Source organism: Vreelandella titanicae (assembly GCF_014697095.1).
GTDB classification, from domain to species: Bacteria; Pseudomonadota; Gammaproteobacteria; order Pseudomonadales; family Halomonadaceae; genus Vreelandella; species Vreelandella titanicae.
Window position 1 is genome coordinate 1,128,899 of the sequence record NZ_CP059082.1, and the last position, 17,155, is coordinate 1,146,053.

Here is a 17,155-nt window from a genome sequence, read left to right on the forward strand (position 1 = left end):
GGCTTTAATTTAATTTTTATTAGTACATAAAGCCTTAATTATGCAAATCAACTGACCTCCTCATTTTAAGTGCCAGTCAATGTGGCGAACAAGCCCCAGAATAGTGCGAGTAACAGGTACCGCGATGTTGTGCTCTTCCGCACGGCGTACTGCAGCGCCACAAATAGCTTCAATTTCGGTAGGCCTTTCTGCAAGTACGTCCTGGAGCATAGAAGGTTTATGGGAAGCGTGCAGTTCCAGTGCTTCGCTCACGGTTTTCTCGATACGCTCATTCTGAACAGAAAAGCCACATGCATGGGCGGTAGCACAAAGTTCACCGATAATTTGAAATGCAAGTTCTCTAGTGTCCGCATTAGCGCCTATTTGGCCAACGGTTGATCTAGTGACTGCACAAAGGCCATTTAAAGCCGCGTTAAATATCACTTTTTCCCAAATTGCCACCTCTACCTGGGGATCAATAATGGTTTTTATCCCACTGTGTGTGAAGAGCTCAGGTATATAATTAAGTATTGGTGGCGCAACCGAAGGTGAGGCGGCGGCTAGCCTGACAATGCCATCACCATGAGACTCCACATACCCTGGCCCCTTCATGTCTGCAGGATAAGTGGTAATACCAACCACAATATTTTTTTGATCTACGAATTCCATAAGAGAAAGCTTATTATCGAGTCCATTTTGCAGGCTTAAGAGGACAGTATTAGAATCTATTGCTGAACTTATCGCTGTAATTGCCGAATTTGTGTGCATTGTTTTAGTGAAAACTATAATAAGATCATAGGTTTTACTTACTTCCCAAGGAAAAAGCACCGGGATAGGGATGTACCGCTCACCTTTATCTGTCTTGAGCTTGAGACCATTCTTGCGCAAAGCATCAACATGCTCCGCATTAACATCAATCAAAGTAACGTCCGCACTGCCTTCGGAAAGACTCCCTCCTATTAGTCCACCCATTGCTCCTGCACCAAGGATAGCGATACTAGGTTCTTGTCTGGTTTGATTATTCACTATTTTATCCTCTTAAAAGCTCTACACTTAGAAATTTATATTGTTTAATTTTGACTAAGTCTATTAAAGGGGTGATCAAGCGTGTTAGGCAGTTTTTAACTGCGCTAATATTCTCTCGTATGCACCTTTATAAACTATCATTTATACTGCATTGTTTTTAAATAAATCAAATAAATAAATTATAGATTGGTCATAAGGCATATCTATATGTATAGCCCGTTAATGTCATCATCCATGTGCTATATAAGCTGTTCAAACAGCGGTGCCACTGACAGCTGAATTTTCGAGAGCTGGTTGTATGTGCCACACGGCTTATATCAAGCTAGCTTGCTAAAAAATCACTTTTCCTCAGTGATAGCGGTAATGATGCTTTCACAAAACCAACGTTGAGCTGGCGAACGCGAAGTGTGTGCCTGCCAGTAAAGTGTTACATCGAATGGAGGTACTTCGAATGGTAATTCAAGTGCTTTTAGTGGTGCTTCATTCACAAAGGCAGAAGCAATTTGCTGAGGTAAAATCACTACCAAATCGCTCTTTTGCAGGACTCTCGGTAAAATAGAGAAGTGGGGCACTACGAGGCTAACCTTACGCTTCAATCCCAGCCCTGCCAGCACATCTTCTGCCAGACTATGCCCTGACGAAACAGCAACCACAGCATGTTTAGCATCCATAAACTGCTCCAAGCTGAGATGATCGTCAATACTTGGGTGATGGCGATTCAACAGGCAAACATATCGCTCCTTGAGAATGGTTCGGTGCTCTACGCCAGAGGCAGTAATAGGCCTACTACAGATGACCGCGTTAACCTTCCCTGCTGCCAGCCACTCTTCGACCTTGTCGATTTCCAAAGCAATGACTTCAAGCTCAACATTTGGTGCCTCGGCGTGTATATGAGAGAGAATGCGTGGCAATAGTGCTAGCTCGCCGAGGTCAGTAAGGGCTAGTCGAAATCGCCTATGTGAAGAGCGCGGGACAAACTCGCGATTTTCCTCCAGCGTACTGTCGATCTGGGCTAATGAGTCGCGCAGTGTTGGGTAGAGCTGTATCGCAGTGAAGGTCGGCTCCATGCCGTCTCGAGAACGCACAAAAAGACGGTCGTCAAACAAGTCGCGCAATCTCGAAAGTGCGTAACTCACTGACGGCTGAGTGACGTTCAAACGATCCGCTGCCACCGTGACGCTACGTGCATCAAAGAGAGTGACAAATACCCTGACTAGATTTAGATCAATAGCAGCCATGTAATAGATACCATTTATATTTTATAGAACATATATTTATTTGATGGATTTTGAAAGGCCAATTAGTGTGAAACAAACGTCTTCACACTAGAGCCAAATATGTCAACCGTACACTCTATTACTTACCAGCTTCTCCGCCGACAGGGACTCAACACTGTTTTCGGTAACCCTGGCTCCAATGAACTACCGTTCCTAAAGCGCTTTCCTGAAGACTTTCGTTACATCCTTGGCCTTCATGAAGGAGTAGTTGTTGGCATGGCCGACGGCTACTCCCTGGCCAGCGGGCAGCCGGTGCTGGTCAACTTACATGCAGCCGCAGGTACCGGCAATGCGATGGGAGCACTGACCAATGCTTGGTATTCCCATTCACCGTTGGTCATTACGGCAGGCCAACAAGCGCGTTCTATGATCGGTGTTGAAGCGATGCTGGCTAATGTTGATGCATCGTCACTTCCACGCCCATTGGTTAAATGGAGTTACGAGCCTGCCTGTGCAGAGGATGTGCCGCGTACGTTGAGCCAGGCGATTCACATGGCTAATCTGCCAGCCCGTGGGCCGGTCTATGTCTCGATTCCTTATGACGACTGGGATCATGAACTTGAAGATGACGCAGCTCAAGTCGTTCAGCACGACGTTAGCCATGCCGGTTTACCGTCAGCCACCCAGCTGGAAGCCTTGGCTGAAAACCTCAAGCAAGCTCATAGCCCCGTGTTAGTACTAGGGCCTGAGGTTGATGCTGTACGTGCCAATTCACTGGCCGTGGAGCTGAGCGAGCGACTCTGTATGCCGGTATGGGTGGCGCCGTCTGCTTCACGCTGCCCGTTTCCAACACGCCATGCCTGCTTCCGCGGTGTGTTACCGGCGGCCATTTCGGGAATTTCGGATAAGTTGGATGGCCATGATTTGATACTGGTGATTGGTGCCCCGGTGTTTCGCTATCACCAATATGCGCCGGGTCGTTACTTACCCCAAGGCGCGAAACTGTTGCATTTGACTGGCGACGTGCAGGAGGCTGCCCGCGCCCCGGTGGGCAGTGCTCTAGTTGGCGACATCCATGCCACTCTGGAGGCTCTGCTGCCATTGTTGGCACAAAGTGACCGTGTTCTGCCCACCCCCCTTCCTTTGCCACCACCTCCGGCGGTTTCCTCTGGGCGTCTAGCCCCGGAGAGTGTCTTTGACTCCCTTAATAACCTGGCGCCAGAGGATGCGATTTACGTTAAAGAGTCGACGTCGACAGTGACTGCTTTCTGGCAGCGCGTTGAGATGCGCCACCCTGGCAGCTTCTTCTTCCCGGCGGCAGGGGGGCTCGGGTTTGGCTTGCCTGCTGCAGTGGGCGTGCAACTAGCTCAACCCAATCGGCAGGTGATTGCGGTCATCGGTGACGGTTCAGCGAATTATGCTATCAGCGCTTTGTGGAGCGCCGCCCAGTACAACGTTCCGGTGGTATTTATCATTCTCAAGAACGACACCTATGGAGCGCTACGCTGGTTCTCGCGGCTGCTGGATGCAGAAGACGCTCCGGGGCTCGACGTGCCTGGGCTAGATTTTTGTGAATTGGCTCGGGGATACGGTGTTGAGGCGGTTCGTACTGAGACGCTTGAGTCCTTCGAGGACGCGCTATGCCGGGCGCTGGATGCTTCCCGCCCGATATTGCTGGAGGTGCCGACAACAACGATAGAGCCTTGATACGACGCTATACCCAGAGGGCGTGGAGATCACGCCAAACAATGAAGGTAATAACAATGACAGAGAGAACCCTCATGAAAAAAACGATATCGCCACTGCTATTCAGCATATCTACAGTAGTTCTATGTACGTCGGTTAATGCTGACACAACACTACGCATGGCCCACCTGTGGCCTGCCAGCTCGACGGTTAACCAGGAAATTTATCAAGCCTGGGCAGAAAAAGTAGAGCAGGAGTCTGGCGGCCAGTTAAAAGTAGAAATCTACCCTTCTCAAACTTTGAGCAAGGCTGACCAGGCTTACGAGGCGGCGGTTAATGGCGTCGCTGACATTGCCATCACTGTACAAGGCTATACCTCCGGTCGCTTCCCTCTCTCCGAGATCGTGCAACTTCCTGGCGTATCCACTAGCGCATCGCAAGGGGCTTGTATTTTACAAACACTCTATGATGAAGGCGACATAGCGGAGGAGTACGAAGATGCCCATACGCTATTTTTATTCACCACTGGGCCAGCCTATTTACATACACAAGATTCCGAAATTAAAACGCCCGCTGATTTAGAAGGCCTTAGGATGCGTCACCCCAGTGAGGTAGCAGGAGAAATGCTCACAAGTATGGGGGCGCACCCAGTGGGTATTCCTGCACCAGATATTTATACGTCACTGCAGCGTGGCGTGATAGATGGATTGAGTTTCCCCTGGGAAGCCATGACGGTGTTTCGTATCAACGAGTTAGTGAGTCATCACTTGGAGTTGCCATACTATACAGGCACGTTTGTAGCCACTATGAATCAGGCCTCTTATGATCGCCTCTCTCCCGAACTAAAAGCAGTGATTGATAATAATAGTGGTATGGCATGGGCTAGTAAGGCCGGTCAAGTATTTGATGATATTGATAAAACTGGGCGTGAAGAGGCTGTGGCTCAAGGTGATACCATCTATGCAGTGGAAGATCCCCTCAATGACCCCGCCTGGGCTCCCCCTCTTGAGCAAGGCACTGAGAACTACCTTGAGCAACTTGAGCAGAGAGGCTTGGATAGCGCTCGTTCTGTCTACGAGAAAGCTCTGACGTTACGCGATCAGTGTGAAGAATAAGTATTGGCGCAACGGTAGTCAGCCTTACCATTTAAATTATAGGAATACGCCATGAACACTCTCGATCTGCTTATAGGTGGCCATTCACGCTCAGCTCACGAGTCCGCCACTTTCGAGCACACCAACCCGCTGAGCGGAGAAACTGTCACCTGTATAGCGGCCGCATCGGTTAGCGATGCTCAGGCCGCCGCCGAGGCTGCAGCCCGTGCCTTCCCGGCTTGGTCAGCGACGGGCCCCGGCGAAAAGCGCGCCAAGCTGCTCAAGGCTGCAGAGGCCATGGAAGCGCGACAGGCTGAGTTTATCGAACGCATGGTAGATGAAACCGGCGCTACGCCAGGCTGGGCAGGCTTTAACGTCATGGTCGCTGCCAGCATCCTACGCGAGGCGGCGTCGCTGACTACGCAGGTAGGTGGTGAGGTAATACCTTCTAATGTGCCCGGCAGCCTAGCGATGGGCGTGCGGGTACCCTGCGGCGTGGTGGTGGGGATCGCCCCCTGGAACGCGCCTATTATTCTTGGCACGCGTGCCATTGCGACGCCGCTGGCGTGTGGTAATACGGTGATTCTTAAGGCCTCTGAACAGTGTCCCGCGACGCATCACCTGATTGGGGAGGTACTGATTGAGGCGGGCCTGGGTGATGGCATCGTTAACGTGGTGACCAATGCACCACCTCAGGCCGCCGAGTTGGTCGAGGCCTTGATTGAGCATCAAGCCGTGCGTCGTATTAATTTCACTGGCTCTACTCCGGTGGGGCGCATTATTGCCGAAAAAGCGGCACGCCATCTTAAGCCGGTCTTGCTGGAACTTGGCGGAAAGGCGCCGTTCGTGGTGCTTGAAGATGCCGACCTGGATGCTGCCGTTGAGGCCGCCGCCTTTGGCGCCTTCTTCAATCAGGGCCAGATCTGTATGTCCACTGAGCGGCTTATTGTGGTGGATGCGGTCGCTGATGCCTTCGTCGAAAAACTGGCTCGCAAAGCACAAATGCTGCGCGCGGGCGATCCCCGAGGTGAAGGTAACGCGCTGGGTACGCTGATCAATCACGAATCGGGCGAGAAGCTCAACGCCCTGCTCGACGACGCCCAGCAGCATGGCGCTCGTTTAGCCTGTGGCGGCAAGGCCGAAGGCGTCATTATGCAGCCTACCGTGGTGGATGGGGTTACCCAGGCGATGCGCCTCTATGGCGAAGAGTCGTTTGGCCCGGTGGTAGCGCTGATGCGCGTTAAAGATGAAGAGGAAGCCTTGCGTGTGGCGAACGATAGTGAATATGGCCTTTCTGCCGCCGTCTTCAGCCGCGACACCGCCCGGGCGATGCAGTTTGCGCAGCGCATTGAGTCGGGTATTTGCCATATCAATGCACCCACCGTTCACGATGAGCCGCAGATGCCCTTTGGCGGCGTTAAATCGAGCGGCTACGGACGCTTTGGCGGTAAGGCCGGGATTGATGAGTTCACCGATCTGCGCTGGATGACCATGCAGCTTGGCCCGCGCCATTATCCCATTTAGCTAGTGCAAGAAGAATGTCTGGTAAGAAAGCGACGTCAATAAGAAATCCTTATGGTGGGGCGACTTGCTCGGTAGAGAAATATATCGATCTGACAAGGTAATCGTATTTTTCACACTGAAGCCGCCTTGGTGTGTTTAAAGGTGGCTTTTTTTTGGTGCTTCAGGCGATCGTTAATTGCGCTACTAGTCGCTGCTTCGACCATAGTCGTGAAGTAATATTGGAAAAGTCCAATTTTTTGTTGTCATTGTGCCTTTTGCGCTGGGGGTGTTGGCCGGAACACTGAGGATCTGAGATCGTGCGGGTGCAAAGGCTTGCTGCGGTGCTTAAACATAGACGAATGTCGATTAGCCCTACGCCTGATAGTGGACTAATGTGGTCGCATAAGGCGAACTAGTATTCGCTATGCGAACTTACAATAATCCAAAAAAGTCCTGGAGGCTCCTATGAAAATGTCCCTATCCCGTTGTGTTTTGGCAGCGGCAATTACTGGCCTGGCGGTTAGCTCGGCCCAGGCAGAGACCACCTTGCGTATGGCCCACTTTTGGCCTGGCCCTTCAGGCGTTAATGAAGATGTTTTGCAGGCATGGGCCGATACGATCGCCGAAGAATCCAATGGCGATCTAACCATTCAAATGTTTCCCGCCGGTACTTTAGCCAAACCGGATTCCATTTATGAAGCTGCTGCCAACGGTATTGCCGATATTGGTGCCACTGCCCAGGGCTATACTGCCGGTCGATTCCCTCTCTCCCAGATCGTTGAGCTACCTGGGGTAGCGAGCACGGCAACGCAAGGTGCTTGCGTACTGCAAACGCTCTATGACGACGGCCATTTGGACAGCGAATACGCAGATACCCGCCCGCTGTTTATGTTTACCACGGGCCCGGGCGGCATCCACACCATCGACACCGATGTGCAAACCCCTGCCGATCTGGAAGGGCTGCGTATACGCCGCCCCACCGCTGTGGCGGGTGAGATGCTGGAAAATATGGGCGCAAGCCCCGTGGGTATGCCAGCCCCCGATATTTACACCTCCATGCAGCGCGGTGTCATTGATGGCCTGAGTTTCCCTTGGGAAGGTTTAAAAGGCTTCCGCATCAACGAGCTGGTGAGCTACCACACCGAAGTACCGTTTTACACTTTGATCTTTGTCGCCACCATGAATCAGCGCGCGTACGATAATTTGACGCCTGAACAGCAGGCGGTAATCGATAATAACTCAGGCATGAAATGGGCTGAAAACGCCGGTGCAGTGTTTGACCGCCTAGACGTAGAAGGCAAGCAAGAAGCGACTGATGCTGGCCATACCATTCGTGAAATTGAAAATCCGCTAGCGCATCCTGATTGGCAAGAACCGCTCGAAACCGGTATTGAAAACTACCTAACGCAGCTGGAAGAGCGCGGTTTGGATCAGGCTCGAGATGTATATCAAGCAGCACTGGCAGCCAGTGAGTCTTGTGGTACCCAATAGGGGTAAGGTTATATGAAGTCTACTCTCTATAGGGCCAGCCACTGGCTGGCCCTCATTTGTCGCTTGGTGGCTGGCATCGCACTGATAGGGCTGCTGGCAGTGACCATTGCCGATGTAAGTACGCGTTATCTATCGCGTATAACGGAAGGTGCGATTGCACTGCGCGTTTCCGGCAGCGTAGAGCTGGTCAGCTATCTGATGCTGTTTGCGCTATTGGCCGCCATGGCCGCTAATGTGGAGAAAAGCCAAGTGGTGGTAGAAGCGTTCTCTCACGGCTTGCCGCAAGCGATAAAAAATCGCCTGCAAGGGCTCTTTTTCCTCGGCTTTATGGCGCTGGGACTGATTCTATTTGTGGGCTTGCTGGATTCGGCCGCAGCGGCCAGTCGGCACGGCGAAATAACCCAAGACCTGCGACTGCCCATGGGGCCGATTTACCAGTTGGCAGCGGTGCTGAGTTTACTACTAGGAATACGTAGTTTTATTCACGCCTTGCTCGGCGTTATTTATGCAGTGGGTGAGGAGGCAGCGCATGGGGAGTGAAGCGATTGGTGCCATTGGGCTAGGGCTTTTATTGGTATTGATGATTCTGCGCGTGCCGGTTGCTCTCACAATGCTGATCGTGGGAGTGGTGGGGTTTGCCCAGATCATTAGCTGGGATGCGGCTGTCGCTCAGTTAAAAACCGTGCCGGTGGAAGTACTCTCTAACTACAGTTTCAGCGCCGTGCCCATGTTTATCTTAATGGGCGTGCTGGCTGCTCATTCGGGGATGGCCGGTAAGCTGTTTGATTCAACCCGGATTATTTGCGGTGGCTGGAAGGGCGGCCTGGCGATTGCGGCCGTGGGCTCTTGCGGCATCTTCTCCGCTATCTCCGGCTCTTCGTTAGCGACTGCTAGCACCATGACCCGGGTAGCGTTGCCGGAGATGGAGCGCTATGGCTATAACCGTGGCTTAGCGACCGGCGCGCTAGCCGCAGGCGGCACGCTGGGCATTATGATTCCGCCCAGTATTGCGCTGCTTATCTACGCCATTCTTACTGAACAGTCCGTTGGCGATATGTTCATGGCGGGGCTGATTCCCGGTCTGCTGGGGCTGGTGATGTATTCACTGACCATTACGATAGTCATGTATCTGCGCCCTTCCTTAGCCGTGGCGGGTGAACCCACTGCCTGGAAAGAGAAGCTGCTCTCGCTGACCGGCTTAGTGCCCTTCTTTGGCGTTTTCCTGGTGATGATTTTAGGTATCTATTTTGGTGCCTTTACACCGACGGAAGGCGCTAGCGTCGGGGCGTTCGCCACGCTGCTTTACGCCCTGGTGAAAGGCATGCGCGGTGCGCAGCTATGGCACAGCGTACAAGAGACATTGGCGCTCTCTGCGGTGGTGTTCTTTATGCTGGTGGGGGCTGAGACGCTGGGTTACTTCATCTCGGTGTCGCGTATTTCATTTTCCATTACTGACCTGCTCTACGGCATGGATCTAACTCCTATCGTCGTGGTGCTGTGCATCCTGGCGCTCTACTTTGTGTTGGGTATGTTTATGGATTCCATCGCGATGCTGGTAATCACCGTACCGGTGGTTTATCCGATTATTCAGGCGATGGGTATCGACCCGGTATGGTTCGGTATTTTGACCGTACTGACCGTTGAGCTGGGACTGATGACCCCGCCGGTGGGGATGAACGTGTTTGTGATTAAAGCGATGGCGCCGCACGTGGGGCTGGGGGAGATATTTAAAGGGGTTACACCCTTTGTAGTGTCTGACTTGCTGCGCCTGACGCTTTTGATCCTTTTCCCCGTTTTGAGCGCGATGTTTCTGCTCTAGCTGGTTTTAGTCTAAGCATCGTTGGGACAGTAACGATAAAAGGAGTTAATGCCTGCGCAAGTGTGGAGAGGCTGGCACTGGTGCTTGATGAGCTGTGGCGGCTCAATGCTCACGAAATCACCGACAAAGGCTTTTGGGCCGTCAGCAGGTGAAAATATGGACTTCAAGATCAATAAGGCACAAACACTCCAGTGTAATGCCGATGTATTGAAACGTTTTAGCCGTGAGTTAATGGAACTGACCCAGTTGCCAAGATGCTCGATACCTGAGAGATGGCTATGTGAAGCTGTACAAGGCTTCGCCAATATTGTGGGCTTTGATGCCGCATGGTGGGGGCAACTTTATCTACCCTCAGATTCCTCGTCATCTACCTTTTCACCCAGTGTCATGATGGATGGCAGCTTGGGATTGAGTTCAACTTTTGCGCAAGAGTGGCATAGCATTTCCGGGGTGGATCGGTTCGCTAAGGCTTCAATGTCCTACTTGGGCAAAGCTGTGCGGGGAGGCCATGACGATTTACCCAACACGGATTGCACCGAGGTTGAATCTTTTTGTCAGCGGCATGACATCTTGCATAGTATGGCCGTAACGCTAGAGTTTCCATGCAACGGCATGCTGTTTTTTGTGTCGGTTTATCGCAGCAAAACAAGCAGTGAATTCGACAAGCTTGATGCAGTACTGATGGAAGAGTTTCTTAACCATCTGGCGTATTACTGGAAGCAGTACCTAGCCAAAATTCGTTTTGATGCCCTGCCCAATGGCTGGGATAGCTATGCACTTTCCAATAGGAAGGGAGAGCTTCTCTATATAGGTAAAGAGGTTCGCGTGGCTCTCGAACGAAAATATGTCGGCTGGCAAGGTTCTAACCTGCCGCGCCTTATCTCCGACCAGCTAAGCACGGCACCGCACACGCTAATGTCTAATGAAAACAAAGGCATCATTGTGCACCACAGTGGCGATCTCGTTGCCCTGACACTATGTTCTCATCAGCGTTCAAACGTGCTTTCCCCGCGTGAACTCAGTGCCGCTAGACTCTATTCTCAGGGTAGCTCCTACAAGCAAGTCGCCCGAGCACTAGGCATCACCCCGGCAACGGCGAGAACTTACCTGCGCAGCGCTTATATTCAGTTGGGTGTTAGCAATAAAGTAGAACTGCTTTCGGCGCTGCGTCAGCCCAACGAGTTATAAAAGAGCCGCGGCATAGAATAAACTCCAATCATCCGCGGCCATGCTTGGGTACAGCAGTGACAAGGCTAGAAGCGCTTGGCGATGGAACCCACCAGTGCTGCAGAACAGTTCTCTTCGAAGCCAAAGCCAGAGGCGCATTCGGACTTAGATAGGTCGGTGTCGATATAGGCCAAGCGCCAATCCACTCCCCATTGATGCTTGCTTATGCCGATTTCCCAGTCGTAGTAGAGGCTGCGGCTTGAACCATCATTATCGACATAGATGGCACGCTCCATATCGGTAAGGCCGTAACGCGCATCTAGCGTAATATCGTGGGGAAGGCTGTGTTCATAGCCCACCCAGGCGATGGTGCGTCGGTCACTGAAAGGCTTCATATCATCGCTGTATTTAACGCCAATGGTGACCCCGTGTGCGCTGAGTGTGGCGATCCATTCACCGAAATTGAATTGGCTGCTGTTGGGATATTCGAATTCGATCCGAGTGAAGGAGCCTACGATGTTTTCCGAGAGTGGGCGGGCAATGCCGACATAATAGGCAAACTCGCGATTGGCTTGCGTACCGAAGTCGATATTGGAGGTAAAAAGGCCAGCATAAGCACCGCTAGGCTTGTGAACCAGTATTGAATCAAGCCATAGCGCGGAGTTATTTCGGGTCATTGATACCCCGCCAGCACGATAATCGCTGAATGCTTGAATCTCTAAAACCAGGGCAAGCTCATCGTTGATATCGATTGCATGGGCTGAGAGTGGTAAAGCGCAGGCGATACCTGTGGCGAGAAAAATTGCTTTATTATTCATATTTTTACCCGTTTTTTTGGAGTTTTTGATACGGCTTTTTAAGGCAAGGGGCGCTAATGGGCCTTGGTATATCAAGGCCCTGTTGGTTGGTTTTAAAGGCTTATTCTTTAGCAATACGCGTTTAGGGGGATTACTGAGAAACGAGCTCAGAGAGCTTGTCGAAGAAGGCGAAGTTGTCGTCGTCCCAGCCGGCAGCATCCGGTGTGTGGCTTAACTTCACCACCACGGTTTGGTTGTCCGGGTCGATATAGATGTATTGGTTGTAGATACCCATGGCGGTGTATGCATCGGTATCAGGGAAGGTCCACCACTGATATTGATAGCCGATGGAGGCACCTTCCGAAATATGCTCATAGCCAGGGTCGGAAACGGTGGCCTCTGTTACCCAGCTAGCGGGTATTACTTGGGTGCCGTTGGCCTCGCCCATATTGAGCATCATCAGGCCGAAGCGACCCAGGTCGCGCAGGGTGGCGTTAAAGCCAGCGCCATAGAACTCATCACCGCTATCCATGATCCAAAAGCCATCTGCTTCCATACCAGCAGGCTGCCAGATCTTTTCAGACATGTACTCAGCGACCGTGGTATCTAAAACACTCGCCAGCACACAGCCCAGCACACTGGTATCCAGAGTGGCGTAATTAAAACGTTCGCCGGGTTCGTACTCCGGTTTGGAAGAGGCAATGGCGTAATCGCACCAGCGGTAGTTGCTAGCCACCAGTGCGTTGTCGTGAACTTCCGTAAGCTGGGTGTCTCCGCCAAACTCATAGACTTCCTCCCAGGCAACGCCAGAACGCATCCGCAGCACATCAATGACGCGAACATCGCTGTAACCAGTGCCTTCTAACTCGGGTAGGTATTTAGTGACCTTGTCATCAAGGCTTTCAATTTTGCCTTCTTCCACAGCGACGCCTACCAAGGTCGCGAGAATTGACTTTGAGGCCGAGAATACCGCGTGCTGGCTGTCATCACTGAAGCCATTGCGGTACTGCTCATAGGCGATTTTGCCATCCTTAATAACCAACAGGGCGTTGGTTTTAGTGTTTTCCAGGTACTCTTCTAAAGAAACGTCATTCCCTTCAAACGAGAAGTTGTCATCTATTTCAATTAACTCAGACTCAAGTGGCCATGGCGTTGACGAAGCCGCCACGCGGCGGGTGGCAAACATCTTGTCTAGCTGTTGGAACGTCAGAAAGTTGAGGTCAGGGTTAAACATATTGGCCCGAGCATTAATCATTGTCTCGGTGACCCACTGCTCGCCGTTTTCTTGTTCACTGTCTTCTTGTAGAGGAGATGCCAAGCCGGCCGTTGAAGCGAGAGAAGTGATAGCAGCAAGGCAGATAGCACTGCTCTTGAAATTGTTCTTGAGAGTGTTTTTGAAAGGGTTTTTGAAATTATTCTTGGAAATGGTCATGAGGTTCTCCTAGCGAGGGGAGGTCTGGCCTTAATGGCCATGGATTGCCCGCGGGTGATGCGTGCTCGCTATCCATACTAGAAAGAGTCTTTCGGGAAGTAACCCCTGCAAATGCAGAGGGGGCAGCATTATCGGTCAGTAGAATGACGCACGATGGGCTTGATCGCCCGACCATGCTCGGCATCGTCGATCGCCTGGTTGATCTGATCAAAATCGTAGAAGGTCACCAGCCGATCAAAGGGAAAGCGGCCCTGTTCATACAGTCGAATCAGCGCCGGTATAAAGACATCGGGCAGCGAGTCGCCTTCCACGATGCCCCGCAGGCTACGCCCTGCTGACATCATATGGGTCAGGTTTAGTTCCACCGTGGTCGTGGGGTCGGAGGCGCCGACAATCCCGCAAGTGCCGCGCGGTGCCAGAGCAGCCACCGCTGTTTGAATGACAGCGGGCAGGCCCGTGGTATCGAGCGCATGGTCAACGCCGATGCCGTCCGTGGCGTTAAATATCTGCTCCGTTAGCTCCTCTGAATCAGCTGCAAAGGCATGGCTAGCGCCAAGCTCACATGCCAGTGCCAGCCGCTGTTCGTGGATATCGACCGCAATGATGGTGGTCGCACCGGCGACCACCCCCGCCATGATCGCGGAAAGCCCCACGGAGCCAGTGCCAAACACAAGCAGCGATTCGCCCGGCGCCACCGCAAGCGAGTTCAGCACCGCACCGGCACCGGTTTGCACACCGCAGGCCAGAGGGCCGAGCAGTTCCAGTGGTGCTGAAGGGGGTACCTTGACGATATTGCGCTCATGGCAGAGGGCGTGGCTGGCGAAAGAGGATTGGCCGAAGATATTGGCGTGAACCGGCTCGGCGTCTTTCGATAGGCCGCTGGAGCCGTCGGCACGGGTGCCAAAAAAATTCCGTGGGAAAAAGTCATGGCAGTAGCTGGCCTGGCCACCTGAGCAACTTGGGCAATGGCCGCAGGAGTTGAAGGTCATGACCACATGATCACCGACTTCCACTTTGGTCACTCCGGCACCAACCGATTCAACAATACCGGCGCCTTCATGGCCCAGCACCACGGGCTGGGGCGTGGGTAGCTGCTGGTCGCGCATGGCGATATCGGTATGACAAATGCCGGTGGCGACCACACGCACCAGGATTTCGCCCGCACGGGGCGCCTCAAGCTGTAACGTTTCGATAGAAAATGGTGCCCGAGGCAAGCGGGCAACGGCGGCGATGATATTCATGGCAGGCTCCTGCTGGTTTCAAGAAGATTACTTGGCGATCACCACCGACTGAATCGCGGTGTATTCGTGGAGTCCTGCCTCGGCGAACTCCACCCCAATGCCGGACTGCTTATGGCCGCCGAAGGGAATGTGCGGCGCCATGGCGAAGTGCTGGTTGACCCAGGTGCTGCCTGATTCCAGCCTGCAGGCGATCTGCTTGCCCAGAGTGAGGTCTTGCGTCCATACCGAACCGCCGAGGCCATAAGGCGAGTTGTTGGCCCGCGCTATGGCCTCATCGATATCATCAAAGCGTAGCAGTGAGCGTACCGGGCCAAAAATCTCTTCATCCACCAGCGGGTTACCCTCCTCAATATCGCGAATCAGGGTGGGTTCGACGAAGTAGCCTGGGCCGTAGGTATGGCCACCGGCAATGATGCGGCCGTGCTGGGGAGCCAGTTTCAGCAGCGTTTGTACTGCCTCGAACTGTTGACGGTTCTGTACGGGGCCATACTGAGTCACCGGGTCTAACCCATCGCCTAGTTTGGCGGTGCGGGCCAGCTCGGCGAGGGCGTCGCACATGCGGTCGTAGATGCCGGATTGAATATACAGGCGCTTAATCGACATACACACTTGGCCTGAGTTGACGAAGGCCAGCGCGAACAGCTGCGGGGCCACGGCGTCGACGTCCACATCATCCAGCACGATGGCGGCGTCATTACCCCCGAGCTCCAGGGTAAGGCGTTGCAAGCTATCAGCTGCAGAGCGCATAACCGCCCGGCCGGTGGCTGTGGAACCCGTGAAAGACACCTTATTGATGCCGGCATGGCCGGTCAGCAAGGGGCCAACATCACCACCGTCCGGCAGTATGTTGACCACGCCTGGCGGTACCAGGTCAGCAATCAGTTCACCCAGGCGCAGGGTCGCCAGCGGTGTGGTGGGGCTTGGTTTGATCAGGCAGGTGTTGCCTGCAATCAGCGCTGGCCCCAGCTTGTAGCAGGCCATCACCAGCGGAAAATTCCAGGGCACGATAGCGGCCACAACCCCCAGGGGGCGGCGGTGGAGCTCGGCGCGCTGGTGCTTGTCGTCTTGCAGCGTGCGTGGTGAAAGATCCATTTCAGCGAAGTAGCGCAAAATTGCCGTGGCCTGGCTGGTTTCGACCGCGGCGCCTGCCAGAGGCTTGCCCTGTTCCAGCGTTATCCACCGCTGCAGCTCCTCGGCATTTTTCTCAATGCAGTCAGCGATGGCGTGTAGCACGAGGCGGCGTTGTTCAATGGGCGCGTCCCGCCAAGCTGGCCACGCCTTTCTTGCCGCGCCAATGGCATGCTCGACGTCTTCAGGCGTGACCTGGGGGCAGTAGGTCAGGATCTCTTCATTACTGGGATTGATGACGGGCATCTGCTGAGTGCCAGAGATCAGCTCACCATTAATGAGGGCGTGAAATTTATGATTATTTTGCATGCTGCTTCTCCTGTTGCGGCTACCCCATTCAATGCCGCATCGCGTGCTCGGTCTTGTGCATCCCTGCAGACCACTTGACGATTTCTGCAACGCTGGGTTGCCAAGCATGAGCACCTGGATCAAGCTGAGTAATCGTGAAGTCCAATCAATAATAGAAACAACAAAATCGGAGCCATCCTGACATGAATGCCCTTACCTCAAGAGAGGCAGCATTCCCTGATAGAGCGCCGCCATTCTCGTTGAGCACCACCAATCTGGAATCTTTCGTGCAAGCAAACGAAAGGCAGCTGCTGCCCCTTGAGGTCGCGCCATTAACATCCACGTTTTACGCCAAGCTGCGTGGGCTGGATTTGCTGCGAAGTCGACTGGTATACATTGCCAGCTCGCCGGTGCGCGTCGCTCGCACACCACGGCTAGCGGCGCAAACCAGTGGCGACCATACCTTCAAGCTGGTCTGGCAATTACGTGGTGGAGCGCTGATGACGCAGGGCGGTCAAACCATCCGGTTAGCCCCTGGAAAGATGACTATTTATCGGCTATCGAGCCCCTACCGCTTGCATACCGACGGGGATTATCGTGCCCTGATGCTGAAAGTCGATCTTGCCGGTATGCCCGAATGGCGACGGTTGGCCGAACGTTGTGAAGGGCTTGCCATTCCTGTAGATGCCGCTGCGCATGCCGCTCTAGCCGCACTGCGCGTTCAGCTTAGGTGGGGCAGTGACCCATCGATAGGCCAAGTGGAAGACGCCGCTCTGGAGCTGGTGTTCGGGTCGTTCTGGCGCCACCAAAGAGAGCGGCTTTATCATGCCCCCATGCCCAGTGAACGGCTTACCAAAGCACGGCGTGTGGTGCTTGAGCGCCTTGCCGATACGCAGCTGGCTCCTGAAGATCTGGCCTATGCCCTGAACATGTCGGTGCGAGGGCTTTACGATGAGTTTCGGCGTTATCGTATGGCACCACCCGCAGCATTCATCCGTGAACTACGCTTGGAGCAGTGCTACTTGGCATTGTTAGACGCAACTCCTCAAAGGTGCAGCATCACTCATATCGCTCTGGAGCACGGTTTTTCTGATGGTGCGCATTTTGCGCGGGTGTTCCGCAAGCGCTATGGGGTCTCACCTGGCGATCTTCGGGCGCGAGGACGTCCCTACGCATAGCTTAAAATTACTTTTAAATAAGATTTTCGAAGTCAACAACCAAGTGACTGACGTGTTGCGCTTGATTTTTGAGGCTATCAATATTTAAACCCCGAAGGTCGAACTGGAA

14 protein-coding genes are annotated in these 17,155 nt (G+C 53.2%); 8 read left to right on the top strand and 6 right to left on the bottom strand.

Features of this window, described 5'->3' with window-relative positions:
- Positions 1-60: 60 nt before the first annotated feature.
- On the bottom strand, positions 61-1,005 hold the full coding sequence (locus HZS52_RS05335) for a ketopantoate reductase family protein (RefSeq protein WP_223828058.1): 945 nt from the start codon (positions 1,003-1,005) through the stop codon (positions 61-63).
- Between the two features lie 338 nt (positions 1,006-1,343).
- Positions 1,344-2,243 (bottom strand): LysR family transcriptional regulator, encoded by a 900-nt coding sequence (locus HZS52_RS05340; RefSeq protein WP_190374282.1) that lies wholly within the window; start codon positions 2,241-2,243, stop codon positions 1,344-1,346.
- A gap of 99 nt (positions 2,244-2,342) precedes the next feature.
- Here HZS52_RS05340 and mdlC point away from each other — a divergent pair, with 99 nt between their 5' ends.
- The 7 genes from mdlC (at position 2,343) to HZS52_RS05375 (ending at position 11,003) form a co-directional block, all read left to right on the top strand.
- Entirely contained in the window at positions 2,343-3,929 is a 1,587-nt protein-coding gene (gene mdlC / locus HZS52_RS05345) for a benzoylformate decarboxylase (protein WP_190374283.1), read from the top strand.
- A 74-nt stretch (positions 3,930-4,003) separates the two neighbouring features.
- On the top strand, positions 4,004-5,023 hold the full coding sequence (locus tag HZS52_RS05350; protein WP_161464200.1) for a TRAP transporter substrate-binding protein: 1,020 nt from the start codon (positions 4,004-4,006) through the stop codon (positions 5,021-5,023).
- Between the two features lie 51 nt (positions 5,024-5,074).
- The gene (locus tag HZS52_RS05355; RefSeq protein WP_190374284.1) at positions 5,075-6,526 is read left to right on the top strand and encodes an aldehyde dehydrogenase; all 1,452 of its coding nucleotides are present in this window, start codon (positions 5,075-5,077) and stop codon (positions 6,524-6,526) included.
- 444 nt (positions 6,527-6,970) lie between these two features.
- Positions 6,971-7,996 (top strand): TRAP transporter substrate-binding protein, encoded by a 1,026-nt coding sequence (locus HZS52_RS05360; protein ID WP_041157377.1) that lies wholly within the window; start codon positions 6,971-6,973, stop codon positions 7,994-7,996.
- 12 nt (positions 7,997-8,008) lie between these two features.
- Positions 8,009-8,536 (top strand): TRAP transporter small permease, encoded by a 528-nt coding sequence (locus tag HZS52_RS05365; protein ID WP_190374285.1) that lies wholly within the window; start codon positions 8,009-8,011, stop codon positions 8,534-8,536.
- The gene (locus tag HZS52_RS05370; protein ID WP_190374286.1) at positions 8,526-9,815 is read left to right on the top strand and encodes a TRAP transporter large permease; all 1,290 of its coding nucleotides are present in this window, start codon (positions 8,526-8,528) and stop codon (positions 9,813-9,815) included. The genes HZS52_RS05365 and HZS52_RS05370 overlap by 11 nt, the downstream gene beginning before the upstream one ends.
- Positions 9,816-9,971: 156 nt before the next feature.
- Entirely contained in the window at positions 9,972-11,003 is a 1,032-nt protein-coding gene (locus tag HZS52_RS05375) for a response regulator transcription factor (RefSeq protein WP_190374287.1), read from the top strand.
- Between the two features lie 65 nt (positions 11,004-11,068).
- On the opposite strand, the gene HZS52_RS05380 is transcribed toward HZS52_RS05375, so the two are convergent.
- From HZS52_RS05380 to HZS52_RS05395, 4 genes are all read right to left on the bottom strand, one after another.
- Complete coding sequence (locus HZS52_RS05380; protein ID WP_190374288.1) at positions 11,069-11,800, bottom strand: TorF family putative porin; 732 nt, start codon at positions 11,798-11,800, stop codon at positions 11,069-11,071.
- 130 nt (positions 11,801-11,930) lie between these two features.
- Complete coding sequence (locus HZS52_RS05385; protein WP_190374289.1) at positions 11,931-13,211, bottom strand: serine hydrolase domain-containing protein; 1,281 nt, start codon at positions 13,209-13,211, stop codon at positions 11,931-11,933.
- A 128-nt stretch (positions 13,212-13,339) separates the two neighbouring features.
- A complete protein-coding gene (locus tag HZS52_RS05390; protein ID WP_190374290.1) occupies positions 13,340-14,452 on the bottom strand; it encodes an NAD(P)-dependent alcohol dehydrogenase in 1,113 nt (370 codons plus the stop codon).
- A 27-nt stretch (positions 14,453-14,479) separates the two neighbouring features.
- Positions 14,480-15,889: an aldehyde dehydrogenase family protein gene (locus HZS52_RS05395; RefSeq protein ID WP_190374291.1), complete on the bottom strand. Its 1,410-nt coding sequence runs from the start codon at positions 15,887-15,889 to the stop codon at positions 14,480-14,482.
- Positions 15,890-16,155: 266 nt separating this feature from the next.
- On the opposite strand from HZS52_RS05395, the gene HZS52_RS05400 reads away from it, so the two are divergent.
- Positions 16,156-17,046 (top strand): helix-turn-helix domain-containing protein, encoded by an 891-nt coding sequence (locus HZS52_RS05400; protein WP_190374292.1) that lies wholly within the window; start codon positions 16,156-16,158, stop codon positions 17,044-17,046.
- Positions 17,047-17,155: the final 109 nt, after the last annotated feature.